Here is a 22,606-nt window from a genome sequence, read left to right as displayed (position 1 = left end):
TCACCGCCGCAGGCCTTGGCAGCCGTCACGGTGTTCAGGGTCGCGGTCTTGATCGAAGCGTTGTCGTGTTCTGCAATAACGAGAGAAGTCATTTGTCGTTCTTCCTTTAGATCACTTTGGCTTCATTTTTCAGCTTGTCGACCAGAGCGGCCACATCGGCCACCTTGACGCCAGCGCCGCGCTTAGCAGGCTCGGAGACCTTCACGGTCTTCAGGCGAGGCGTCACGTCCACGCCCAGGTCCTCGGGCTTGAAGGTGTCCAGCTGCTTCTTCTTGGCCTTCATGATGTTGGGCAAGGTGACGTAGCGGGGCTCGTTCAGGCGCAGGTCGGTGGTGATGACAGCAGGCGTGGACAGGGCCACGGTTTCCAGGCCGCCGTCGACTTCGCGGGTCACGTTGACCTTGTCGCCAGCGACTTCAACCTTGGAGGCGAAGGTGGCCTGGGGCAGGTCGGCCAGGGCCGCCAGCATCTGGCCGGTCTGGTTGGCATCGTCGTCGATGGCCTGCTTGCCGCAGATGACCAGACCGGGTTGCTCCTTGTCCACCAGGGCCTTGAGCAGCTTGGCCACGGCCAGGGGCTGCAGCTCGACATCGGTCTCGACCAGAATGCCGCGGTCGGCACCGATGGCCATGGCCGTGCGCAGGGTTTCCTGGCACTGGGCCACGCCGCAGGAGACGGCGATGACTTCGGTGACCACGCCTTTTTCCTTCAGGCGCACGGCTTCTTCGACGGCGATTTCGTCAAAGGGGTTCATGCTCATCTTGACGTTGGCGATGTCCACACCCGTGCCGTCCGACTTCACGCGGACCTTGACGTTGTAGTCCACCACGCGCTTGACAGGGACCAATACCTTCATTGCTGCGGCTCCTTAATGATTACTGCATTGACGTTTACGTAAACTGGATTCATTTTATGCGGCACTGCAACACTCTCTGCACAATTTTCCAGACAATCTGCCCGGAGAACTGTGCAGCAACCTTCGCAGGCGGACTGACACAAAAAGAACGACCGTTCTATTTTATGCACAAGCCATGCGAAATCATGGGTATCAGATGAGCCCAATCAGGGTAATACCTAGGAATTGAGCCCATCAACGCCATGCCTGCATTCAGACAAGTGTCACGGTAACACCGCCTGAAAGCAGCCTCGTCGTTCAAATGGACGGGCCTGAAGCACAAGACCGAGATGCACGGCTGCAACATCCATGCAGATCAGTCAGCCCGGCGGACGATGGCATAGGCTTCAAGACCAGCCAGGCTTGCGCTTCTCGAGAAAAGCCTGGGCGCCTTCCTGTGCGTCGGCATCCAGCATATTGGTGGCCATGGTCTGGCCCGCCAGCTGATAGGCCGACTCCAGGCCCATCTCCCGCTGGCGATAGACCAGCTCCTTGCCCATTCTGATGGCCGTACGAGGCTTGCTCACAATGGCCCCCACCAGTTTCTCCACGGCAGCATCGAGCCGCTCGGGCTCGCTCACACGATTGAGCAGGCCGTAGTGCAGAGCCGTCTGCGCATCGATGAACTCGCCCGTCAGCAGCATCTCCATGGACTGCTTGATGGGCATGTTGCGCACCAGGGGCACACTGGGCGTGGAGCAGAACAGGCCGTACTGAATACCGCTGGTGGCGAAGCGGGCATCGCTGCTGGCCACGGCCAGATCGCACTGAGCCACCAGTTGGCAGCCTGCAGCCGTTGCAATACCCTGCACTCTTGCAATGACGGGCACCGGCAGCTTCTGTATCGACAGCATCATGCGGCTGCACTGGGCGAACAGTTGCTGGTAGTAAGCCAGCTCCGTGAGCCTCGCCATATCCTTGAGGTTATGCCCTGCGCAAAAGGCCCGGCCCTCGGCCGCCAGCACCACCACACGCACCTGCTCATCCCTGGCCACGGCATCCAGCGCCAGCTGCAGGGCGGCGAGCATTTCGCTGCTCAAGGCGTTGAAGCGCTGCGGATCGCTCAAAGTGATGCGAGCCACGCCGCGCTCGTCCTGGCTCAGCTGCACTAAGGAATCGCTCATCGCTGTCTCCCTGCTTTCGGACTAGATATCGGCCAGTACGCGCAGATGCGCCTCCACGCTACGCGCCAGCGGGTCCATCACATAACCGCCTTCAAGGCAGGAAACAATGCGGCCCTTGGAAAAGCGCCGTGCGATGTCCTTGATTCGCGTGGTGATCCAGGCAAAGTCGTTTTCGGTCATGCCAAGCTGACCCATATCGTCTTCGCGGTGTGCATCAAAGCCGGCACTGATGAAGATCATCTCGGGCTTGAATGCTTCGAGGCGCGGAATCCACATCATCTCGATGATCTCGCGAATGTCCATGCCCTTGGTGTATGCGGCCACAGGCACATTCAGCATGTTGGAGGCCGGATCCTTGTCGCCGCTGAACGGATAGAACGGGTGCTGGAAGATGCCGCACATCAACACACGCGGATCACCGGCCAAGATGTCTTCCGTGCCATTGCCGTGATGTACATCAAAGTCGATCACGGCCACGCGCTTGAGATGGTGACGCTCCAGCGCATACTTGACGCCCACGGCCACATTGTTGAAAAAGCAAAAGCCCATGGCCTGGTTGCGCGTGGCATGGTGTCCGGGCGGACGCACGCTGCAAAAGGCGTTTTCCAGTTCTCCGGCCAGCACGGCATCGGTAGCCGCCAGTGTGGCGCCCGCAGCGCGCAAGGCGGCCTTGAAGGTGTGGCGGTTGATGGAGGTATCGGTATCGAGCTGCCTGTACTCAGGCCCGCCGGCGGCCAGTTCCTGCTCCAGCCTGTCTGTCAGGCCCTGCAAGGCGGCAATATGCATGGGATCATGCGCCAGCTCAATCTCGGCCAATGAGGCCAGCGGCACATTGCAGCGCTCCAGCGCATCGCCCACGCCACTGACCAGCAGCCTGTCTTCTATCGCATCCAGCCGCGCCGGGCATTCAGGGTGGCCCGGCCCCATCTCGTGCAACCAGCAATCCCGGTGGGTGAAATAACCTGTCTTGCCCACAGTCATGTCTCCGCTATCGCTTATTTAGGATATGTTTCTGCCATGCATGCACAGAACACAATTAATGCGCTTTTGAGTCAGCTTAACACGGTGATGGAGGGCAAGCCGGATCAGGTCAGAGACGGTGTCGCCTGTTTGCTGGCAGGCGGTCACTTGCTGATCGAAGACGTTCCCGGTGTAGGCAAGACCACCCTGGCCCATGCGCTGGCACGCAGTTTTGGCCTGCAGTTCTCGCGTGTGCAGTTCACTGCCGACCTCATGCCCAGCGACCTCACGGGCGTCTCCATCTACGACCGCGGCCAAGAGGCTTTTGTGTTCCACCCCGGGCCGGTGTTTGCCCAGGTGTTGCTGGCCGATGAAATCAACCGGGCCAGCCCCAAGACCCAAAGTGCGCTGCTGGAAGCCATGGAGGAACGCCAGGTCACCACCGAGGGCAAGACCCACAGCCTGCCCGCCCCCTTCTTTGTGATTGCCACCCAGAACCCGCTGGAGCAACTGGGCACCTTTGCGCTGCCGGAAAGCCAGCTGGACCGATTTCTCATGCGCATAAGCCTGGGCTACCCCTCGCGCGACGCCGAACGCAAGCTGCTCGCGGGCAACGGCCGCCGCGCCGCTGCCGATGCGCTGCTGCCCGTCATCTCCCAGCAGGAGCTGCAGCAGTTGCAGGCTGCGGCACTGGCCGTGCACGCCAGCGAGGCCCTGCTCGACTATGTACAGGATCTGATTGCCGCCACACGCAACGGCCAGTGGTTTGCCCAGGGCCTGTCTCCACGCGCAGGCATCGCGCTGCTGCGTGCGGCCAAGACCATCGCGCTGATGGAGGGCCGCGACTATGTGGCGCCAGACGATGTACAGGCCATACTGCCCCAGGTGATTGCTCACCGTCTGGTTCCCGTAGGCCATGCCGGTCGTGGTGCCGTGGAGCAGGTGCGCGCCATGATGCAGGCTGTTGCGCTGTCTTGATGCCGATGGACTTCGCCATGAATTTCACAGCATGAAGCGCCCGACATCAAAGGGCAAACAGCCAGAAGCATTCAATATCCGCCAGCGGTTCTCTCCCCGCGCCAGGGTGCGCGAGTGGATGTTTGCACGTCTGCCGCGCAGCGACCAGCTCACGCTGACCCAGGGCAATGTCTACATCCTGCCCTCGCGCGCGGGCTGGGCCATGCTGACCACGCTGATCGTGCTCTTGATAGCAGCCATCAACTACCAGCTCAATCTGGGCTATCTGCTCACGTTTCTGTTAGCAGGCAGCGCTGCCGCCAGCATGGTTGTGGGCCATGGCAATCTGCGCGGTCTGCAACTGAGCCTCGGCGGCGCAGGTTCGCAAGGCAACGCATCGGGCGGCTGTTTTGCCCACGCACCCTGCCCTATGCATATCAGTCTGCACAATGCCCGCCGCTCGCGCCGCTGGGGCATAGGCCTCGCCTTGCACCAACCCCGGCAAAGCGCTGATCACTCTGATGCCTGGACCTGGGTCGATATCCCCGAGCAGGGCAGCAGCGCCGTGCAGCTGAGCTTCATGCCCACGCGCCGCGGCCGGCAGGAGCTGCCCGCCGTCTCCATACTCACTCGCTACCCGCTGGGCGCATTTCGCGTCTGGGCTCTATGGAGGCCCCAAACCGAAGTCTGGGTCTACCCCGCACCTGAAACCCATGCCCCGCCGCTGCCAGCCGCCAGTCCCGAAGCCGGCGGCCGCAGCAGTGCCCAGGTGCGCAGCGGTGATGAATTCGATGGCGTGCGCAGCTATCAGAATGGCGACCCGCTCAAGCTGGTGGTGTGGAAGAAAGCGGCTCAGTCCTTTGCAGCAGGCGGTCACCAATTGGTCAGCCGCGACCGCCCCATGGCCCACCATCACCGGCTTTGGCTTGATGCGCGCCATACCGGCCTGGCCGACCATGAGGCGCGTCTATCCCGCCTTGCCGCCTGGGTGCTGATGGCTCAGCAGCAAGGCCGCACCTGGGGCCTGCGCCTGCCGGGCGGCCAGGAGATCGCACCGGCCAGCGGTGCACAGCACACCACGCGCTGCCTCGAGGCATTGGCCGCCTGCCCATGAAAAAACACAGCACCCACGCTCTCCGCGGCGAGTGGTCACTGCCCGTCCGCAAGACCAATCCTCATCCCGAGGGAGCCCGGCGATGAAGAACACCGCAACCTTCGGCCGGCCCATACAGGGCAGCTGGCGACAGCGCCTGACGGCCCTGCCGCGCGATGCACGAGACACCCTGTTTCTGCTCGCCGTCATCGCCTGGATCATGCTGCCGCAGATCCAGCACACCGCCTGGTGGACCTGCACCTTTGCCGCAGCCCTGTTGCTATGGCGAGCACGCCTGGCACTGACGGGCGCCCCCCTACCCGGCCGCTGGGTGCTGGCGGGCACGCTGGCCGTTGCCATTGCAGCCACCTGGGCCACGCACAAGACCATTGTGGGCCGCGATGCCGGTGTGACCCTGATCGTCATGCTGCTGGCGCTCAAGACGCTGGAACTGCGCGCCCGGCGCGATGCCATGGTGGTGTTCTTTCTGGGCTTCTTCGTGTTGCTCAGCAATTTTTTCTATTCCCAGTCTCTGCCCACCGCCGTGGCCATGGTCCTGGGACTGATGGGCCTGCTCACGGCCCTGGTCAACGCCCATATGACGGCGGGCAAGCCGCCATTGATGCAGGCACTGCGCACCGCGAGCTGGCTTGCACTCTGGGGCGCGCCCGTGATGGTGGCGCTGTTTCTGTTCTTTCCGCGCATGGCTCCGCTATGGGGCGTACCGTCCGACGATATGGCAGGCCGCTCGGGCCTGTCCGAAAACATGCGTGTGGGCGAAGTCGCCGCGCTGGCTCTGGACGATAGCGTGGCCCTGCGCATCCGATTCGATACTCCTGGAGGCCAGGAGCCGCCCGCCAGCACCCTGTACTTTCGCGGCCCAGTGCTCAGCCAGTTCGATGGCCGCAACTGGCAGGCCGACCCTGTGCTTGACGCCATGACCATGCCTCAGCTGCGCGTGAGCGGTGAGCCCGTTCACTATCAGATGCTGATCGAGCCCAGCAAGCGCCGCTGGCTGACGCTGCTGGACGTCGCCAAGGCCGAACCCCTGATTCCGCCCGGCGCCTCGGTAGGCAGGCTGCGCATGAGCTCCAGCCTCCAGTGGCTGAGCTGGCGCCCGATTACCGATGTGCTGCGTGTCGATGCCCAAAGCTATCTCGACTTCAGCCATGGACCGCTGCAGCTCACGCCCGAGCTCAGGCGCTATCTGCAGCTGCCGGCCGGCAGCAACCCGCGCACACAGGCCCTGGGCCAGCAGCTGCTGGCCGCGTTGCGGTCCCAGTCAGGTGCCAGCGCTGACACGGGCCAGTTGATTGCAGCAGCCCTGCAACGCCTGAAAACCGGCGGCTACACCTACACACTGGAGCCCGGCGTGGTGGACAGCGTCCACACCGCCGATGACTTCTGGTTCGACAGCAAGCAAGGCTTTTGTGAGCACATCGCCTCAGCCTTTGCCGTGCTCATGCGCGGCATGGGAGTCCCCGCGCGCATCGTGACCGGCTACCAGGGCGGCGACCGCAACAGCGTGGACAACTACTGGACCGTGCGTAACAGCGATGCCCATGCCTGGACCGAAGTCTGGATTGCCGGCCGAGGCTGGGTCCGTGTGGACCCGACGGGCGCTGTTGCACCCAGCCGGGTCGGCCAGTTCCAGCGCCTGAGTGCCCCCCCTGGTGCCTTTGCCAGTGCCGTTGGCAACTTCGTCGATACCGGCACGCTGGAGAAGCTGCGTGCCGTCTGGGAGGCCGTCAACAACCGCTGGAACCAGTGGGTAATCAACTACACCCAAAGCCGTCAGCTCAATCTGTTGCAGAGCCTGGGCTTCGAGTCGCCGAGCTGGACGGATCTGCTGCGCCTGCTGGCGGGCAGCTTGAGCGCCCTGGCGCTGCTGTGGCTGATCTGGGCCCGCGCCACACGACCGCAGCGCGATGGCTGGGCTCAGCTCATGCACACTGCCAGGCTGCGGCTGCAGCGCGCCGGCATTGCAAGTGACACCAGCAATTCCGCGCGCAGCCTCTCGCGCCGCGTGCAGGAGTGCTGGGCCGAGGAATCAGCATCCGCGCCCCTGGCTGCGGCCTTATCCGACTGGCTGCTGGACATGGAGAGGCTACGCTATGCACCATCCTCCAGCACCGAAGCCAACGAACTGAAGACCTTGCGCCGGCGCTGGCGGTCCATCCTGAAGCAACGCTGGCCCCAAACCATCAAGAATTAAAAACATGAGCATCCACCCTAATCAGAGCAATCGTTTCAGCACTAGAACACTTAGCGCTCTGGCCCTGTGCCTACTGACCACCGGCGCCATCGCCGCGCCGACCAAAAAGGCCGTCCGCAAGGCGGCACCGGCAGCAGCCGTCACGGCTGCAGCCGCTACGGCCGTGGCCTATGCCGGTCGGAGCGACGCCATGCAACTGGCCGACGAAATCGCTACCCGCCGCGATCTGCCTGTCGACTGGGTGCGCGCACAACTGAGCGAGGCACGCAATCTGCCCGTGGTCACACGCCTGATGACCCCGGCTGGCAAGACCTTTGTGAAGAACTGGACGGTGTACCGCAGCCGCTTCATCGACCCTGTACGCATACGCGCCGGCGTGCAATTTTGGCAGGCCAACCGCCAGGCGCTCGCGCGCGCCGAGCAGCAGTTCGGCGTACCCGCAGAGATCATCGTCGGCATCATCGGCGTGGAAACCATTTACGGCCGCAACATGGGCAACTTTCGCGTGATGGATGCGCTGGCGACGCTGGCACTGGATTTTCCGCAGGCCCACCCTCGTGCACAGGCCCGCAGCGACTACTTCCGTGGCGAGCTCGAGCAGGTGCTGGTCACGGCCAGCCGCACGGGCAGCGACCCGTTTACCCTACGCGGCAGCTATGCCGGTGCCATGGGCCTGGGTCAGTTCATGCCCACCAGCTGGGACAAATACGCAGTCGACTTTGACGGTGACGGTCGCATTGACCTGTTCAACAGCGCCACCGACGCCATTGGCTCGGTCGCCAACTACTTCGTCGGCCACGGCTGGAAGCCGGGCCTGCCGACGGCGTTTACTGTGGACATGCGCGCCCAGGGCGAGAATCTGGCAACCCTGCTGGCGCCCGATATCAACCCCACGTTCACGGTCACGCAGATGGCAGAACGCGAAGTGCGGGTGCTCGGGGCCGACAGCTATGAGCGTCCACTGGCGCTCATAGAGCTGAAGAACGGCAGCTCCGGCCCCACGGAGTACATCGCAGGCACCGAGAACTTCTACGCCATCACACGCTACAACTGGTCGGCGTTCTATGCGCTGTCGGTGATAGAGCTGGGGCGTGAGGTGCATGATGCCTATCTGAGCAGCCAGACCGCTGCGGCCACACGAAACTAAGCAGCATCTTTATCAATCGCTTTACCATAAAGCGATTACAGCTATTAATTCAGAAGCAATCCTCTGCCTTCACAGCGCTTGCTCTGGCACGGAGCAGGCTGCTGTTCCCTGGCGAAGGCGGATGGCTGTGCTAAAGCACGCTCCGGAACCGGCAGCCCACTGGCTGATCGCAATTCGGCAATCGTAGGATGCCGACGCCGAGAGCGGTAGTGCCGCCCGGTGAGGACCGGGATGCCCGGATGATGCGGTGCTGGCAACCGGTCCAGGGCTTGCATTACAGGCCAGCGTCCGCTGGACAGGGTTGCGCAAACGCTGGCTGCGGCCTTGGCCTCGTCGGGAATCATAAAAGTCAGGCTCCCGGAACGGCCGATGCCATCGCACTCGTGATCCCGGGACTCAAAAATCTCTGGCAACTCAATGGCCGCCTGTAGCCAACAGCGACCAAAGCACACCAGACGCAAAAGCCGGAAGATTGACGCTGTCGGCTTGCATGTGTTCAAGCTCCCTTTCAGGGCCTGCATCATGGGCTGCCGCAGGCCACATCTAGTGATAGCTCATCATGTAACCGACCGTGCCGTTGGCAGTACCGGCCCTCACATTGGACGCCGCGCGGCCTGCCACCAGCGTGTAGTAGGCTTTCATATGGATATTGGCTTTGCCGCGGGTCATGGAGGCATTGATCGTCTGGCTGCCGCCCGAGAAATCGACAGGCTCCGAACCATTCATCAGCATGATCTGTACGTTCTGGACGCCACCGGTCAAGCCAATACCCTTGCCCGAGGCGACGGCAGGAGTCAACGTCAGCTCGACAGCCACGCCTTCCAGACATTCCAGCTGCATATTCATGTCGACCGGCAGTGCCGTGATACTGCCGCCGGCGGATGTCGTGGGAGCAGCTTCCGTGCCCAATGCATGGACAGAAACTGACCCCATGCTGTAAGTCATGCCGCCGCTGGTTCGCACTGCATTGTTATCGCGCAGAACGCATGAATCGGTGGTGACCGAACCCATGAAATTAATAAGACCAGCAGCGCCAAAAGATCTGGCTTGTGCCTGGACTGCCACCGTCAGCCCGAGGATGGAAACAATGGCACTGCGAAGGAGAAATTTCTTCATTTGTCAGAACTCCTAAAAGAGGCATCGATGAAGACGGATCACCTCGCCCCCGGTCACTCATGTGCGCCGCCCTAAACAGCACACTCGTCAAGATGAACATGCATCAAGGCCCCAATATGAACACGCTCCAATGCCAGATGTAATTAGTTGCAACAAGCTTCTTGAGTGTTATCAAAATGGGATGAGAAATAGATAGCTGCCTGATCTCAGGCTGACTTTCGCGGTCAAGAATCCGAACTTTGCCCACTCAATCCGACGGTGCCGATGCATCTTGTGCAGCGCAAGGAGGGCCCTGCAGGCTGACAGACTTGCGCCGCCTTTGCCGAGGGACTCGCGCACTTGAAGCAAGTCAATGAGCTTCACCGTTGTGCGACATCTGAAATCCGTTCGCCGCACAGGGCTCTTCACAGACGCAGGCTTCGATTGAGATATGTGCAAGAACCGTGTAAAGACCCGGCTTTGGCGGCGGCGCTCGCAGGGACTGTTCAAGGGCACCATTGATGCGTGGATTCGGTCGCAGACTGCTTCGCCAGCCACGCAATCAACACACGCGCCAAGGGGGGAATCCGGCAACGTCGATGCTGCCAAATCAATCCCTGCACAGAAGGGGAAGATGCGCGCTGCCGTCGACAGCCATGAGCGTTCACAGGCATTGATCGGGATGAAAAAACGGCAGCGCCGCCCCCACGAAGTACATCGCGAACAACGAGGGCTTGCGCTTCGTCACCCAGCGCCGCATGCGCCGTCGATGAGCAATGATGGCGCGAGGTGCGTCAGGCCAAACTGATCAGGCAGTCCGTCTGAGCCATGAAAATTGAATCAAATTGGATTCAATCGCTTTACCAGCATACGTCAGTAGCTACCCATTCAGTAGCATTCCAACGATTCAGAAGCGCTTCATCTGGCACTGACCGGGCATTTCGGCCCTGGCCGCCGCAATCTCGCGCACGACCTTGAAGCCGTAGCCCGAGCCTTCCACATCGAAGTCCACGCCGGCACTGCCTTGTTTTTCCATCATGCCCACCACCAGCGACTGCTGAAACTGGTGGTCTGCCGCCCGCATACTGCCCGAACGGCCCGCCATCTGCACCCTGGCATGCTCCATGGCGTGGGCCACGGCGACGGTGTCCGTGCTGCCCGCTTTTTCGAGGCTCTGCTCCAGAGCCTCGATCATGAGCTGCATGCGCATATGCACATAGTCATCCTGAGGCTTGGGAAAGCGCTGGCGGAAGGACTGATAGAAGGCCCGACTCTCTGCCGTGGGCACATTGGGCAGCCAGTCGGCCACGGCCAGCACCTTGCCCACACCGGCATCACCCAAGGCCGCCGGGGCGCCCAGGGCATTGCCGTAGAAGGTGTAGAAACGCCCTTCGTAGCCGGCCTCGCGCGCAGCCTTGACAAGCAGCATCAGATCGTTGCCCCAGTTGCCAGTGATCACGGCCTGGGCACCGCTTTGCTTGATCTTGACCGCATAAGGCGCAAAGTCCTTGACGCGGCCCACAGGGTGCAGCTCGTCGCCCACGATGCGCACATCGGGGCGCTGCACGGCAAGCTGGCGCCTGGCCTCGCGCAGCACGGCCTGGCCAAAGCTATAGTCCTGCCCGATCAGATAGGCGCTGTGCACGGCCTTGTCGTCCCTGATGACCTCCATCAGCGCCGCCATGCGCATATCGGCATGGGCATCAAAACGGAAATGCCAGAAGCTGCAGCGCTCGTTGGTCAGTGCCGGGTCCACGGCCGAGTAGTTCAGATACAGCACACGGCGCGAAGGGTCGCGGCTGTTGTGCTTGTCGATGGCGTCAAGAAGCGCTGCCGCCGTGGCCGATGAATTGCCTTGCATGATGATGCGCGCACCATTGTCTATGGCTGAGCGCAACGCCGACAGCGCCTCTTCATTCTGGCCTTTGCTGTCATAGCGCTCTATCACGAGCTCATGCATACCGTCGGCCAAGCGCACACCACCACGCGCGTTCACCCGCTCGGTCGCCCACAGCAGGTTGCGGAACACGGCCTCGCCCGTGTTTGCAAACGGACCTGAAAGGCTCTCCACCAATGCCAGCTTGACAGGCTGCGCGAGCCCGGCCCTGGCTGCCGCCGCCACAGCGCCAGCAAAGCCGAACGGCGCGCATAGTAGTGGCAACTGCAGGTATTTCAAGGCATCACGGCGTAATTTATTCATCAAAAAAACCTCTTGAAATGCGCTTGCCACCACCTACCTATGAGTCAAGCGGCAACAACGCAAGCCGCGCAGTTTAAAGGAGTTAAACACCATGTTCTTCGCCCCTGTGATGAGCCGTAATACCTTTGCATCCCCTCGCGCTGCCGACCTGGCCCTGCAGCGTTTTCTGCAGGAAACCATGGGCGCTGCAAGCCCCGTACAACGCCAGGTTCAGGTCAGCCGCGATGACAAGTTCACCACGCTGAGCCTGGATGTGCCTGGTCTGGCACGCGAGCAGCTCAAACTCTCGCTGGAAGGCTCTGTCGCAAAGCTTGAAAGCGTGGAAGGCGCTGCCCGCCAAGTCAGATACACCTGGGATCTGGGCCATGAAATCGACGCAGCCAACAGCAAGGCCAAGCTCGAGCATGGAGTGCTCACGCTGACCCTGGCCAAGCTTGAGCCCCAGAGCAAGGCCGTTACGCTGAGCATCGAATAAGCGCTGCTTTTCGCCTACCGGTCTGCCTCATCCTTTCTTCCATCTCCTCTTAGCGGGGCCGACCGGAAAGCACAAGCCCGCAATGCCAAGGCGTTGCGGGCTTTTTTTCATGTCAACGGCATGGCCGATTCCGGGAGGTGAGCCGATTCGGCGCCTCGGCCTACAGGCACCGGCTGCCGACGCATGTCGCGCTGCCATCTTCGATTCCTACACTGTGGGTTCAGTCGGGTGCGCCACTGCCGCACCGCTTTCCAATCCGTTTGAGGAATTCACCCATGGCAAAAGTGCTGGTTCTCTACTATTCCATGTACGGTCATATCGAAACCATGGCTCAGGCCGTGGCCGAAGGCGCGCGCAGCGTCAGCGGTGCCGAGGTCACCATCAAGCGCGTGCCCGAAACCATGCCCGAGGATGTCTTCAAGAACGCAGGCGGCAAGGCCAATCAGGCCGCAGAGGTCGCCACCCCAGCCGAGCTGGCCGACTACGATGCCATCCTGTTTGGCGTACCCACGCGCTTTGGCAACATGCCGGGCCAGATGCGCAGCTTTCTCGACCAGACCGGCGGTCTCTGGGTCAAGGGGGCCTTGATCAACAAGATCGGCAGCGTCTTCACCTCGACCGGCACCGGCGGTGGCCAGGAAATGACGGCCACTACTACCTGGGCGACGCTGGCACATCACGGCATGATCATCGTGCCGCTGGGCTATCCGTTGCCCGAACAGACCAATCTGAGCGCGGTCAAGGGCGGAAATTCGCCTTACGGGGCATCGACGATTGCGGGCGCCGACGGTTCGCGCCAGCCTCATCCCGACGAGCTGAACATTGCCCGCTACCAGGGCCAGAACGTAGCGAAACTGGCCGTGAAGCTTGCCGGATAAGCGCAGGCAGCCATGAAAAAAGCAGCCACCTGGGCTGCTTTTTTACTGTACGGACTCACCTGAGCGAATCCAGCGGCCAGCGCGGCTTCACATCGAACGCGTATTCATGCAGTGCCTGCTCGCGTCCTGCCTGTATGCGCATGGCGGCAGCCATGGCAATCATGGCGCCGTTGTCGGTGCACAGATGCAGCTCGGGGTAATGCACGCGGATATTGTGCTTGGCGCAGGCTTCATTGAGCTGTTCGCGCAGCTGCCTGTTGGCTCCCACACCTCCCGCCACCACCACCCGCTTCATGCCGGTCTGCTTGAGTGCCGCCATGGTTTTCCTGACCAGCACATCCACAATCGCGGCCTGCGTGCTGGCGGCCAGATCGGCCTTGCGCGCTTCCAGCTCGTCACCCAGCTTCTTGGCCTGGGTCAGCACAGCCGTCTTGAGGCCGGCAAACGAGAAGTCCAGGTCACCCGAATGCAGCAAGGGGCGAGGCAGCTTGAAGGCCTGAGGATCGCCGCTCTCCGCCAGCTTCGAGAGCACGGGACCGCCCGGATAGGGCAAGCCCATGAGCTTGGCCGATTTGTCGAAAGCCTCACCCGCAGCATCGTCGATGGTTTCACCCAGGATTTCATATTCGCCCACGCCGTCCACACGCATGAGCTGGGTGTGGCCACCCGAGACCAGCAAGGCCACGAACGGGAACTCCGGCGGGTCGGCACTGAGAAAGGGAGAGAGCAGATGGCCTTCGAGGTGGTGCACGCCCAGCACGGGCTTGTCCAGCGCGGCCGCCATGGCACAGGCCGCACCGGAGCCGACCAGCAAAGCGCCGGCAAGGCCTGGGCCGCGCGTAAAGGCAATCACATCGACATTGTCGAGTTGCTCCCCGGATTCGGCCAGCACCTTCTCGGTCAGCGGCAACACGCGGCGAATATGGTCACGGCTGGCCAGCTCGGGCACCACGCCGCCATAGGCGCGGTGCATTTCAATCTGGCTGTGCAGCGCATGGCTCAGCAAGGTGGGCACACCTTGGCCGTCCGGCGTGCGCACCAGGGCCACACCGGTTTCATCACAAGAGGATTCGATTCCCAGGATCAGCAAACTCATGGCCGCAAGTGTAGAACTTGCGCCCTCCAGATGCAGGAAAGGCGGACATTAGCCCTGCCCGCCTTCACTATTCAATTCATAGCAGCCTAGGGCTGATTCACATTGGGTGTCCCGGAAATATAGTGCTCCAGCTGGTGGATCGTGAACTGCTGGGCCGAGATGATTTCCTTGACGATGTCGCCAATCGAAATCAGCCCCTGCAGCTCGCGGGTCTCGTTGATCACGGGCAGATGGCGCATGCGATTGCTGGTCATCAACGACATGCACTCCTCGCTGGTCTGACGCGGCAGCACGCAATGCACCTTGCGCGTCATGACCTCGTCCACACGCGTGCTGGCCGAGCTTCGGCCCTGCAGCGCGATCTTGCGCGCGTAGTCGCGCTCGGTCACGATACCGGCGATATCGCCACCTTCAAGCACCAGCAGCGCGCCAATGCTTTTTTCCGCCATGAGCTGCAGCGCAGCCAGCATGGTGTCGGAGGGAGAAACGCTGTAGATAGTGCTGTTGCCCTTGGCGCGCAGAATTTCGGCGACGGTCGTCATCTGGTTCTCCTTTCTGGATCGGCCCGTCATGCAAAACGCATGACGACATGACCAGTGTGAGAATCCTGCTGCATTGCGGCAATCAGGCTATGCCCGTATACAAAAACAAAAAAAGGCAGCCAAAGCTGCCTTGATACTGTCACCCAATCCAGGGCTCAGCGCCGACCGCCCAGCAGACCCGCGCCCAGCTTGAACAAATCTCCGGCATCCAGCTTGCCGTCGCCATTCTGATCAAGCAGGCTACCGAGGATGCCGCCCGCCATGCCGCCTTGCGACTGGATCTGGCCACGCTCCTGATCCAGCGCATTGCCCAGGTCGCCAGCCCCCATGCCCTGCGTCTGGACCCGATTGGCCAGGAAAGACATCACCAGCGGAGCCAGCAGAGCCAGCAACTGACCTGCATTGCCACCCAGGCCCGTGGCCTGACCCAGCCGGGACTCGGCCTGCTGTTGCTGACCGCCAAAGATATTGCCCAGGATGGCGCCCGCATCCAGCTGCGAGTTGCCGGCACCGGAGCCGCCCCCCAGCACCGAGCCCAGAATGCTGCCCAGCCCACCCAGGCCGCCAGCCGCAGCGGCGCCACCGCCCGCTCCGCCGAGCAGGCCACCGAGCCCGCCCAGCAGACCGCCCATATCCATCGCGCCATTGGCGCTGCTGTGATCGCGCTGCAGCGCACCGAACAGGTCGGCAGCTCCCTGAGGCTCAGCCGTGTTCTGGCCCAGCGCACCAAACAGCATGGGCAGCGCCACACCCACGGCCTGCTCGGCCTGCACGGAGTCGATGCCCAGCTGCTGGGCCAGGCCCTGCATGGGAGCGCCCTGCAGCTGGCCCATGAGTTCGTCGGTCAAAGATGCGTTCGCGGTCATTTCAACACTCCTCAAAAACAGCGCACATGTTACGCGCGCCCTGTGTCCCGAAATGTGATCAATGTTCATTCACTACGCAAGCCCCTCCCGGGCTATAGACCATTGAGGCGGCCTGCGCCCTGGACAGGGCTTCCTGCAGGCCGCAGCGTCCTGTGACGGCTTGACTCAGAAGGAGTGCGAGATGCCAACCAGCAGCGAGCGCGGCTTGCTGCCCTTGGGAACCGAAGGCCCGGCATTGCTGGCGCTGTTGATGGTGAATGCGGCGTCGGCCTCGTTGCGGATTGCGGAGACACCCGCATACAGCTTGGTGCGCTTGGACAGCGCATGGTCGTAGCGCACGCTCAGGGCACGGGCATCGCTGTTCGCACGTGCACGCCCCTGGAACTGCCCATAGGACAGCAGCACCTGCCCCGCCGTGCTGACCGGTATGGTCATGCTGGCTTCAAAGAAGCGTCCGCGCTTGCTGGCTGCATCCGGCAGATCATCTTCCCGGGTGGAAAGCAGCAAGGCCGCCCGGGCCACCTTGAAGTCATAGGAGCCGCCCAGCAATCGATAGCGGTCGGTGTTCTGGGCCGTGGTGCGACGCTCCCACAGCGAAGCACCCAGGCTCCAGGGGCCGCGCGTGTAGTCCAGCGAGCCGCCGAACTGGCGCCCCACATTGGTGCCGGCGTTCTCCCCGAACGAGTACATGCCCCGCACCACCAGTCCTGCCATGGAAGCCGACTGAAAGCGCAGCGAGTTGTCGGCGCGCAGCACCGTGCCGTCACGGAAATAGTTGGCGGCATTGCCCCAGATCAGGCCCGTCAGGGCATAGGAAGCCAGCGAGGTATGAAACGTGGTGTAGTGGCGGCCCACCGTCAGCTGACCCCAATCGCCGCCCATGCCGACAAAGATCTGTCGACCAAAGGCGAGCCCGCCCTGACCGCGCTCGCCGGTATCGGCATTCAGTCCTGCTTCCATCACGTACAGCGCACGCAGGCCGCCGCCCAGATCCTCGGAGCCGCGAACGCCCCAGCGCGAGCCCGCCAGGACACCGCTTTCCGCACGCAGGGTGCGGCCCGCGCCGGTGGACACCGACTCGGCGGCCATGTCCACCACGCCGTACAGCGTGACCTGGGATGTGGCGGGCGCAGCGGTCTGAGCCTGAGCCAGCGAGCATGTGGAGATGAAGGCAGCGGCCACGGCCAAGCCTCCCGATTGCAAGGATGTCATGAAGTCTCTCTTTTTAATAATGGATGGGCCTCGCAGCAGATTCCTGCCGCTGTCGAGCCGCTGACAGCGGCATCCGCCGCAGTTGCGGGGATGCCGTGTGGAAGTCCGGCGCCTCAGATGGCGCCGGCCGCGCTCATTCGAGGCGGATGTTCTTTTGCGTGATCAGGCTGGCGTAGATGCGTGCATCGTTTTCGATGCGCCTGGCCAGCGAGGCGGCGCTGGTGTCATCGATGCGCCAGCCCTGGGCCAGCAGCTTGCTGCGGATATCGGGAGCATGAAGAATCTTTTCCAAGGCCGCAGCCAGCTTGGCGCGATGCTCGGCGGGCATGGAAGTCGGTGCCATGACCGCATTCCAGACTTCGATGTCCACATTGCCGGCACCAATCTCGGGCATGGCCGGCACACCGGGCGCCAATGGGCTGCGCTTGCTGGAACTCACGGCCAGGGCGGCCAGCTTGCCGGACTGGACCAATGGCATGACGGTGGAGGCCGGCAGCAAGGCCATCTGCACCTGATCGCCCATCAAGGCGTTGACCACAGCCGGGCCGCCGTTATAGGGCACATGCTGCAGATTCAGGCCCATGGCTTCCTTGATCAGCTCCACGCCCAGGTGGCCGCCTGACCCCGTGCCCACCGAGCCGTAGTTGCCCTGGGTCCCGGTCTTGAGCGCCTTGAAATAAGCCCCTGCATTCGCTGCCATGGACTTGGGAGCCACCAGCACCAGAGGGGCCGAGCCGATCATGGCCAGCGGTGCGAGATCCTTGATCGGATCGTAGGGCAGCTTGCTGTAGAGAAACTTGGAGCTGGTCAGCGGGCCGTTGCCGATCACGCCTATGGTGTGGCCGTCGCCGGCTTTGGCCACGGCGTCAGCACCGATATTGCCGCTGGCCCCACCCTTGTTCTCCACCACCACAGGCTGCCCCAGGGCCTTGGTCAGGGGCTCTGCCAGCAGGCGGGCCTGCACATCGGGCGAAGAGCCGCTGGCATAGCCGACGATCAGACGTATGGGGCGGGTGGGCCAGTCAGCCTTGCCCTGGGCCTGAGCCACCAAGGGCAGGCAGGCAGCGGCGCACAGCAGCAGGGCAGCCCGGCGCACGGGCATCGATTTTTTTGTCATCTTTATGTCTCCAGAATCTCGGTCTCAGTCTCGGATCAACAATCGGCGTATCCAGCCATCAGTTCCATCATCGGTGGCAGGCGTCCGCTGGCGGGCAGGGCCAGCTGCGAACGGTACACCCGGGTTTGCAGGCCAAAAGCCTGCTGTGCAGGCGTTTCGAGGTGATGCGCCTGCATTTGGTCGGCCCACCATTGGGCACCTTGTGTGCATGCCGTTCCGTCCAGATGCTCGGCCAGCATGACCACCGTGACTTCCCCCTGGGCCTGCTCGGCAATGCGCTCGCCGCCCACGGGGTAGTGCAAGGAACGCTCCACAGGCACCACACCCGCCATGACCCGCAGCAGACGCCCTTGCTGCACCGCCTGCTCCGCCCAGCGGGCTGCGTGCGCGGCCCAGGCCTGTACATCGGTGGTGACGGCCTTGAGCGTCGTCAGCGCCGCACCGCTGGATGCTCCAGCCTGGACCGGCAATATGCAGGGCCTGCGCATGAAAGCACTCAGGCGCGGCCTCATGCGTGCCGACCAGGGCGTGGGATTGGCGATCACATCCGCATACTCGGCCGAGTCCAGGGCCGCCAGAGACACCAGACCGTAGAGCGTGAAGTATCCGCAGGCGCCGACATAGCGATGGCCGTAGACAAAGCCTGGCAAACCCACGCGCTCGGGAACATGCTCGAAAGCATGCCAAGCCTCGTATTCTGCGCGAGCGTCGGGCCGGTCGATGTCGTTCCACAAGGCCAGGAAAGCGGTGCTCATGATGCAGAACCCGCGCCGGGTTGAATCAGTACCTTGCTCGCCAGCCGTGCGCGCGCCAGGTCAAAACCCTGCCCGGCCTGCGCAAGCGGCACGCGGTGGGTGATCATGAGGCGCAGTTGATCCTGATGGGTCTGCATGAATTCAACGACCTCCAGCCAGCAGCGCTCCGGCGTGCGATAGGAGCCGCGCAGCTGCTGATGACGTCGTACCAGGGCCGTCAGATCCAGCGGCACGGGGGCTGAGTGAATGCCGGCAATCACAAGCACGCCGTGGGTCTTGAGTGCACGCAGGGCCGGCGCCAGCACTGCCGCCGCCCCGGTGGCTTCGATCACCACGTCAAAGAGAGCTTGCTGCGTATAGGCGGCAAGGGCTTCGTCGATGTCCTGCCCCTCGAAGTCCAGCAAATCCTCGAACCCCATGGAGCGCAGGACCTCCAGCCGCGCGGCATCGCCATGGCCGGCAACCACCACCTGGGCCGCCCCTGCGGCACGCGCAAACAGCGCAATGCCCTGGCCGATATTGCCGGGCCCCAGGATCAGCACGCGATCGCCGGGCTGGACATCGCCCGTGCGCACGGCTTCGAAGCTCACCGACAGCGGCTCGGCCAATGCCGCAACCTCGGGGTCCACCCCGTGTGGAATCGCCACGCAATTGCGCAGGGGCACGGCCACATACTCGGCAAAGCCGCCATGGCGCATGACGCCGATGCCACGGCGGGTGGTGCAGGCATCGAAGTCGCCGGCACTGCAACTGGGGCATTTGCCGCAGGTGACCGAAGGCCGCACGGCCACCAACTGCCCCAGAGGCAGATGCTCGGCCCCCTCGCCTCTGGCCACGATCTCGCCGCTGAACTCGTGACCAATAGTCACCGGCAGTGCGGCCTGCAAAAAGTGATAGCTCGCCGTCCAGGCATCGATATGCAGATCCGTGCCACAGACACCGGTGGAATGAACCCGCAGCAGCACCTCACCTGCGGCAGGCGACGGCATGTCGACCTCGTTGAGCTTCAGTCCCTTGGCGGACTCGGTTTTTTGCAAGGCTTGCATGAGACAGGCAATGCATGCGTGGACATGCATCTCAGAACGAACAGGATCGGCAGTGTTGCCGCCCTTCATTCATATGTCCAACACTGATTTAATATAAAAACCATACTTTTGAAATATGGATTGATTCAGGCATGGAACTGAGACATCTGCGCTACTTCGTGGCGGTTGCCGAGCAGGGCAACGTCAGCAGGGCGGCCCGCAAGCTATTCATCGCCCAGCCGCCGCTGTCACAGCAACTCAAGCAACTCGAGGACGAGGTCGGCACGCAGCTCTTCACCCGCCTGCCGCGCGGCATGCAGCTCACCGCTGCGGGCGAGTCGCTGCTGGAAGATGCGCGCGTCATATTGGCGCGTGCCGAGCAAGCCCCCTTGCGCGCGCGCGAGCGAGAGCGCAGCAGCCAGACCGTGCTGCGCCTGGGGCTGGTTCCCTCGGCCATGCAGTCACTGCTGCCCGGCCTGCTGCGGGCTGTGGCACAGGCCGGCTGTGAGGTGCAGATCGAAGCCCGTGAAATGATTTCCTCGCAGCAGCAACGGGCCTTGCGCCACGGCGAGCTGGAACTCGGCTTTGCCCGCCCCGGGCACAGGGAGGCCGACAAGCTTGAGCTGGCCAGCATCGATGACCCCTACTGCCTGGCAGTGCCCGCCTCGCACCCTCTGGCCGGAGGCAGTGGAATGCTGGATCTTCAGGCTGCCGTGCATCAGCCCTTTGTGGGCTTCACCCGCTATCAGGACACCGACTACTTCGACCGCACGGTCGCGCTGTGCGCCGAGGCCGGCTTCACTCCGCTGATACGCCACGAAGCCGGTCAGCTGGTGAATGTGCTGGCGCTAGTGGCCTGCGGTCTGGGTGTGGCCATCGTGCCGGCATCCTTCGCGATGTTCCACCGCGAGCAGATCGTGTTCCGGCCGCTTCGGACTTCGCGCCAGGTCAGCCGGCTCGCCGTCCTGGCGTCTGCGGATGCGCTCAAGAGCAACCCGATGCTGGACCTTGTCGCCCAGCTTGCGCAATCCCAGCTACAGGCCCTGGCTGCACAGCTGACGCAACAGGGAGCGACGGTTTTCCGACCACAGCCGGTTTGATTTATATAACCAAATCGTCTGACAACTCATGGTTTTTATAGCGACAATTACGGTAATCATGAGCATCAGCCACTACATCAAGGAAATCGGTCGCGGCACCAAGGGCGCGCGCTCTCTTTCGCGGGCCCAGGCCTGCGATCTGATGGGGCAGGTGCTGGACGGCAAGGTCAGCGATCTGGAGCTGGGCGGCTTTTGCATTGCCATGCGCTTCAAGGGCGAAAGCGCCGAAGAGCTGGCAGGCTTTCTCGACGCCACCCAGCAACGTCTGCCCGTGTGGCCGCAGGCTCACAAAGCCCTGCCCGTGGTCGTCATCCCCAGCTATAACGGCTCGCGCAAGCTGGCCAATCTCACGCCACTGCTGGCAGGTCTGCTGGCGCAACAAGGCCTGCCGGTGCTGGTTCACGGCAGCCATACCGAGGACAAGCGCCTGGGCACGGCCGAGGTATGGCGGCAGCTGGGCTGGACAGCCATCGAGCGCCCCGTCGCTCTGGAGCCTGGCGACAAGGTCTGGATGCAGACCCGTCACCTGCTGGCGCCGCTGGATCGGCTGCTGCAGATTCGCCGCCAGATGGGCCTGCGCAACCCCTCGCACAGCATCGTCAAACTGCTGGACCCCATCCATGGCAGCAGCACCGCGCAGTCCGGGCTGGTGCTGGCCAGCTATACCCACCCGGCCTATGCCCAGCCCATGCTCCAGACGCTGGCCCTGCGCGCGACCAGTGCGCTGCTGGTGCGCGGCACGGAAGGCGAAGCCGTGGCCGCCCCCCACCGCGAACCCGTGAGCACGGGTGTGATTGCCGGAGAAATCTGCTTTGAGCGTTCTTCTCTGCACAGCAGCCAGCTCGCATCCGGCACCGAGGTCAGTGCCCCGGAACAAGATCTGAATGCCGAGCAGACAGCCCGGCTGACGCTGGACATTCTGAACGGCCAGTTGCCTGTGCCGGCGCCGATCGCGCAACAATTGGAACAGATACAAGCCCTGCACCAGGCCATGCAGGTCACCGATGCCGACGCTGCCGCCAGCCGCGCCGCACTGCAAGCCTATAACCGCAGCCCCGACTGAGACCCCCACAATGACTGCCATTTCCCACAACCCCAATCAGCGCGGCTCGTGCACCCTGGTGGGTGCCGGCCCCGGCGACCCCGAGCTGCTGACCATCAAGGCCGCCAAGGCCATTGCCGCAGCCAGCGTGCTGTTTGTCGACGATCTGGTCAGCGATGGTGTGATGAGCCACGCCTCGCCCTCGGCCCGCGTGGTCTATGTGGGCAAGCGCGGCGGCTGCAAGAGCACCCCCCAGGCCTTTATCGAAAAGCTCATGATTGCGGCCGTGCAGGACGGCGAACGCGTGGTGCGCCTCAAGGGCGGCGACCCCTTCATCTTTGGCCGTGGCGGCGAAGAGGTCGAACATCTGCGTCAGGCCGGTATCGAGGTGGATGTCATCAACGGCATCACCTCCGGTCTCGCGGGCCTGACCAGCCTGGGCGCCCCGCTGACCCACCGCGACCGCGCGCACGGCGTGCTTTTCATGACCGGCCATGCCAAGCCCGGCGACAGCGGCCCCGACTGGCGCCAGATCGCCGCCACGGCCCATGCGGCCAAGCTGACGCTGGTGATCTATATGGGTGTGAGCAGCGTCGAGCGCATCAGCAGTGAGCTGCTCAGCGGTCTGCCCGGCAGTACGCCCGTGGCCGTGATCCAGCATGCAAGCCTGCCGCAGCAGCGCCATGCGCTGACCTTTCTGAAGGATTTGCCACAGAGCATTGCCGACCATCAGCTGGGCAGCCCCAGCATCATCGTCGTCGGCGATGTGGTCCAGGGTATTGCCGCCTGGCAGAACCAGCCCCAGGCCTTGC

General features: G+C 62.9%; 21 protein-coding genes and 1 pseudogene. 9 read left to right on the top strand and 13 right to left on the bottom strand.

Features of this window, described 5'->3' with window-relative positions:
* From ACLBXN_RS07595 to ACLBXN_RS07580, 4 genes and pseudogenes are all read right to left on the bottom strand, one after another.
* Nucleotides 1–92 (bottom strand): annotated as a pseudogene (locus ACLBXN_RS07595) (electron transfer flavoprotein subunit alpha); the annotation flags it as partial.
* Nucleotides 93–106: 14 nt separating this feature from the next.
* Nucleotides 107–856 (bottom strand): electron transfer flavoprotein subunit beta/FixA family protein, encoded by a 750-nt coding sequence (locus ACLBXN_RS07590; protein ID WP_012839288.1) that lies wholly within the window; start codon nt 854–856, stop codon nt 107–109.
* 386 nt (nt 857–1,242) lie between these two features.
* Complete coding sequence (locus ACLBXN_RS07585) at nt 1,243–2,019, bottom strand: enoyl-CoA hydratase (protein ID WP_447611711.1); 777 nt, start codon at nt 2,017–2,019, stop codon at nt 1,243–1,245.
* Between the two features lie 21 nt (nt 2,020–2,040).
* Nucleotides 2,041–3,000, bottom strand: coding sequence for a histone deacetylase family protein (locus tag ACLBXN_RS07580; RefSeq protein WP_043004825.1), 960 nt, complete (start codon nt 2,998–3,000; stop codon nt 2,041–2,043).
* Between the two features lie 36 nt (nt 3,001–3,036).
* On the opposite strand from ACLBXN_RS07580, the gene ACLBXN_RS07575 reads away from it, so the two are divergent.
* From ACLBXN_RS07575 to mltB, 4 genes are all read left to right on the top strand, one after another.
* A complete protein-coding gene (locus ACLBXN_RS07575; protein ID WP_343678178.1) occupies nt 3,037–3,957 on the top strand; it encodes an AAA family ATPase in 921 nt (306 codons plus the stop codon).
* Between the two features lie 31 nt (nt 3,958–3,988).
* The gene (locus tag ACLBXN_RS07570; RefSeq protein WP_447611710.1) at nt 3,989–5,050 is read left to right on the top strand and encodes a DUF58 domain-containing protein; all 1,062 of its coding nucleotides are present in this window, start codon (nt 3,989–3,991) and stop codon (nt 5,048–5,050) included.
* A gap of 82 nt (nt 5,051–5,132) precedes the next feature.
* Nucleotides 5,133–7,244, top strand: a complete 2,112-nt coding sequence (locus ACLBXN_RS07565) for a transglutaminase family protein (protein ID WP_447611709.1) — start codon at nt 5,133–5,135, stop codon at nt 7,242–7,244.
* Nucleotides 7,245–7,248: 4 nt separating this feature from the next.
* Entirely contained in the window at nt 7,249–8,391 is a 1,143-nt protein-coding gene (gene mltB / locus ACLBXN_RS07560) for a lytic murein transglycosylase B (RefSeq protein WP_447611708.1), read from the top strand.
* 543 nt (nt 8,392–8,934) lie between these two features.
* On the opposite strand, the gene ACLBXN_RS07555 is transcribed toward mltB, so the two are convergent.
* Entirely contained in the window at nt 8,935–9,507 is a 573-nt protein-coding gene (locus ACLBXN_RS07555) for a fimbrial protein (protein ID WP_447611707.1), read from the bottom strand.
* Nucleotides 9,508–10,393: 886 nt separating this feature from the next.
* Complete coding sequence (locus ACLBXN_RS07550) at nt 10,394–11,686, bottom strand: branched-chain amino acid ABC transporter substrate-binding protein (protein ID WP_447611706.1); 1,293 nt, start codon at nt 11,684–11,686, stop codon at nt 10,394–10,396.
* A 91-nt stretch (nt 11,687–11,777) separates the two neighbouring features.
* Between ACLBXN_RS07550 and ACLBXN_RS07545 the strand changes: the two genes are divergently transcribed.
* Together ACLBXN_RS07545 and wrbA are read left to right on the top strand one after the other, a co-directional pair.
* The gene (locus ACLBXN_RS07545; protein WP_447611705.1) at nt 11,778–12,161 is read left to right on the top strand and encodes an Hsp20/alpha crystallin family protein; all 384 of its coding nucleotides are present in this window, start codon (nt 11,778–11,780) and stop codon (nt 12,159–12,161) included.
* Nucleotides 12,162–12,436: 275 nt separating this feature from the next.
* Nucleotides 12,437–13,039, top strand: a complete 603-nt coding sequence (gene wrbA, locus ACLBXN_RS07540; RefSeq protein ID WP_447611704.1) for an NAD(P)H:quinone oxidoreductase — start codon at nt 12,437–12,439, stop codon at nt 13,037–13,039.
* Nucleotides 13,040–13,094: 55 nt separating this feature from the next.
* Here the strand turns inward: wrbA and tsaD are convergent, their stop codons facing one another.
* From tsaD to ACLBXN_RS07505, 7 genes are all read right to left on the bottom strand, one after another.
* Complete coding sequence (gene tsaD / locus ACLBXN_RS07535) at nt 13,095–14,135, bottom strand: tRNA (adenosine(37)-N6)-threonylcarbamoyltransferase complex transferase subunit TsaD (protein ID WP_447611703.1); 1,041 nt, start codon at nt 14,133–14,135, stop codon at nt 13,095–13,097.
* Nucleotides 14,136–14,221: 86 nt separating this feature from the next.
* The gene (locus ACLBXN_RS07530) at nt 14,222–14,677 is read right to left on the bottom strand and encodes a CBS domain-containing protein (protein WP_043004812.1); all 456 of its coding nucleotides are present in this window, start codon (nt 14,675–14,677) and stop codon (nt 14,222–14,224) included.
* Nucleotides 14,678–14,832: 155 nt separating this feature from the next.
* A complete protein-coding gene (locus ACLBXN_RS07525; RefSeq protein ID WP_447611702.1) occupies nt 14,833–15,543 on the bottom strand; it encodes a DUF937 domain-containing protein in 711 nt (236 codons plus the stop codon).
* Nucleotides 15,544–15,708: 165 nt separating this feature from the next.
* Entirely contained in the window at nt 15,709–16,755 is a 1,047-nt protein-coding gene (locus ACLBXN_RS07520; RefSeq protein WP_447611701.1) for a porin, read from the bottom strand.
* Between the two features lie 133 nt (nt 16,756–16,888).
* On the bottom strand, nt 16,889–17,857 hold the full coding sequence (locus ACLBXN_RS07515) for a Bug family tripartite tricarboxylate transporter substrate binding protein (protein WP_447611852.1): 969 nt from the start codon (nt 17,855–17,857) through the stop codon (nt 16,889–16,891).
* Between the two features lie 50 nt (nt 17,858–17,907).
* On the bottom strand, nt 17,908–18,627 hold the full coding sequence (locus ACLBXN_RS07510) for a hypothetical protein (RefSeq protein ID WP_447611700.1): 720 nt from the start codon (nt 18,625–18,627) through the stop codon (nt 17,908–17,910).
* The gene (locus ACLBXN_RS07505) at nt 18,624–19,673 is read right to left on the bottom strand and encodes a zinc-dependent alcohol dehydrogenase (protein WP_447611699.1); all 1,050 of its coding nucleotides are present in this window, start codon (nt 19,671–19,673) and stop codon (nt 18,624–18,626) included. The genes ACLBXN_RS07510 and ACLBXN_RS07505 overlap by 4 nt, the downstream gene beginning before the upstream one ends.
* Before the next feature lie 131 nt (nt 19,674–19,804).
* Here ACLBXN_RS07505 and ACLBXN_RS07500 point away from each other — a divergent pair, with 131 nt between their 5' ends.
* From ACLBXN_RS07500 to cobA, 3 genes are all read left to right on the top strand, one after another.
* A complete protein-coding gene (locus ACLBXN_RS07500; protein ID WP_447611698.1) occupies nt 19,805–20,752 on the top strand; it encodes a LysR substrate-binding domain-containing protein in 948 nt (315 codons plus the stop codon).
* Nucleotides 20,753–20,810: 58 nt separating this feature from the next.
* Nucleotides 20,811–21,815, top strand: a complete 1,005-nt coding sequence (gene ybiB / locus ACLBXN_RS07495) for a DNA-binding protein YbiB (RefSeq protein WP_447611697.1) — start codon at nt 20,811–20,813, stop codon at nt 21,813–21,815.
* A 10-nt stretch (nt 21,816–21,825) separates the two neighbouring features.
* Nucleotides 21,826–22,606, top strand: a 781-nt coding sequence (gene cobA / locus ACLBXN_RS07490; RefSeq protein ID WP_447611696.1) for a uroporphyrinogen-III C-methyltransferase, incomplete at its 3' end; no start/stop codon positions are given.

This window comes from Comamonas sp. C24C, assembly GCF_053345995.1.
The sequence above is the reverse complement of the archived record's forward strand: the minus strand, read 5'-3'. Positions and strand labels throughout refer to the sequence as shown.

Excerpts from the sequence above, each read along its gene's own strand:
- ACLBXN_RS07585 (WP_447611711.1), bottom strand. The coding sequence starts at position 2,019 with ATGAGCGATTCCTTAGTGCAGCTGAGCCAGGACGAGCGCGGCGTGGCT.
- mltB (WP_447611708.1), top strand. The coding sequence starts at position 7,249 with ATGAGCATCCACCCTAATCAGAGCAATCGTTTCAGCACTAGAACACTT.
- ACLBXN_RS07520 (WP_447611701.1), bottom strand. The coding sequence starts at position 16,755 with ATGACATCCTTGCAATCGGGAGGCTTGGCCGTGGCCGCTGCCTTCATC.
- ACLBXN_RS07580 (WP_043004825.1), bottom strand. The coding sequence starts at position 3,000 with ATGACTGTGGGCAAGACAGGTTATTTCACCCACCGGGATTGCTGGTTG.
- ACLBXN_RS07575 (WP_343678178.1), top strand. The coding sequence starts at position 3,037 with ATGCATGCACAGAACACAATTAATGCGCTTTTGAGTCAGCTTAACACG.
- ACLBXN_RS07550 (WP_447611706.1), bottom strand. The coding sequence starts at position 11,686 with ATGAATAAATTACGCCGTGATGCCTTGAAATACCTGCAGTTGCCACTA.
- wrbA (WP_447611704.1), top strand. The coding sequence starts at position 12,437 with ATGGCAAAAGTGCTGGTTCTCTACTATTCCATGTACGGTCATATCGAA.
- ACLBXN_RS07525 (WP_447611702.1), bottom strand. The coding sequence starts at position 15,543 with ATGACCGCGAACGCATCTTTGACCGACGAACTCATGGGCCAGCTGCAG.
- ACLBXN_RS07565 (WP_447611709.1), top strand. The coding sequence starts at position 5,133 with ATGAAGAACACCGCAACCTTCGGCCGGCCCATACAGGGCAGCTGGCGA.
- ACLBXN_RS07510 (WP_447611700.1), bottom strand. The coding sequence starts at position 18,627 with ATGAGCACCGCTTTCCTGGCCTTGTGGAACGACATCGACCGGCCCGAC.
- ACLBXN_RS07590 (WP_012839288.1), bottom strand. The coding sequence starts at position 856 with ATGAAGGTATTGGTCCCTGTCAAGCGCGTGGTGGACTACAACGTCAAG.
- ACLBXN_RS07515 (WP_447611852.1), bottom strand. The coding sequence starts at position 17,857 with ATGCCCGTGCGCCGGGCTGCCCTGCTGCTGTGCGCCGCTGCCTGCCTG.
- ACLBXN_RS07545 (WP_447611705.1), top strand. The coding sequence starts at position 11,778 with ATGTTCTTCGCCCCTGTGATGAGCCGTAATACCTTTGCATCCCCTCGC.
- ACLBXN_RS07500 (WP_447611698.1), top strand. The coding sequence starts at position 19,805 with ATGGAACTGAGACATCTGCGCTACTTCGTGGCGGTTGCCGAGCAGGGC.
- ybiB (WP_447611697.1), top strand. The coding sequence starts at position 20,811 with ATGAGCATCAGCCACTACATCAAGGAAATCGGTCGCGGCACCAAGGGC.
- ACLBXN_RS07530 (WP_043004812.1), bottom strand. The coding sequence starts at position 14,677 with ATGACGACCGTCGCCGAAATTCTGCGCGCCAAGGGCAACAGCACTATC.
- ACLBXN_RS07555 (WP_447611707.1), bottom strand. The coding sequence starts at position 9,507 with ATGAAGAAATTTCTCCTTCGCAGTGCCATTGTTTCCATCCTCGGGCTG.
- tsaD (WP_447611703.1), bottom strand. The coding sequence starts at position 14,135 with ATGAGTTTGCTGATCCTGGGAATCGAATCCTCTTGTGATGAAACCGGT.
- ACLBXN_RS07505 (WP_447611699.1), bottom strand. The coding sequence starts at position 19,673 with ATGCAAGCCTTGCAAAAAACCGAGTCCGCCAAGGGACTGAAGCTCAAC.
- ACLBXN_RS07570 (WP_447611710.1), top strand. The coding sequence starts at position 3,989 with ATGAAGCGCCCGACATCAAAGGGCAAACAGCCAGAAGCATTCAATATC.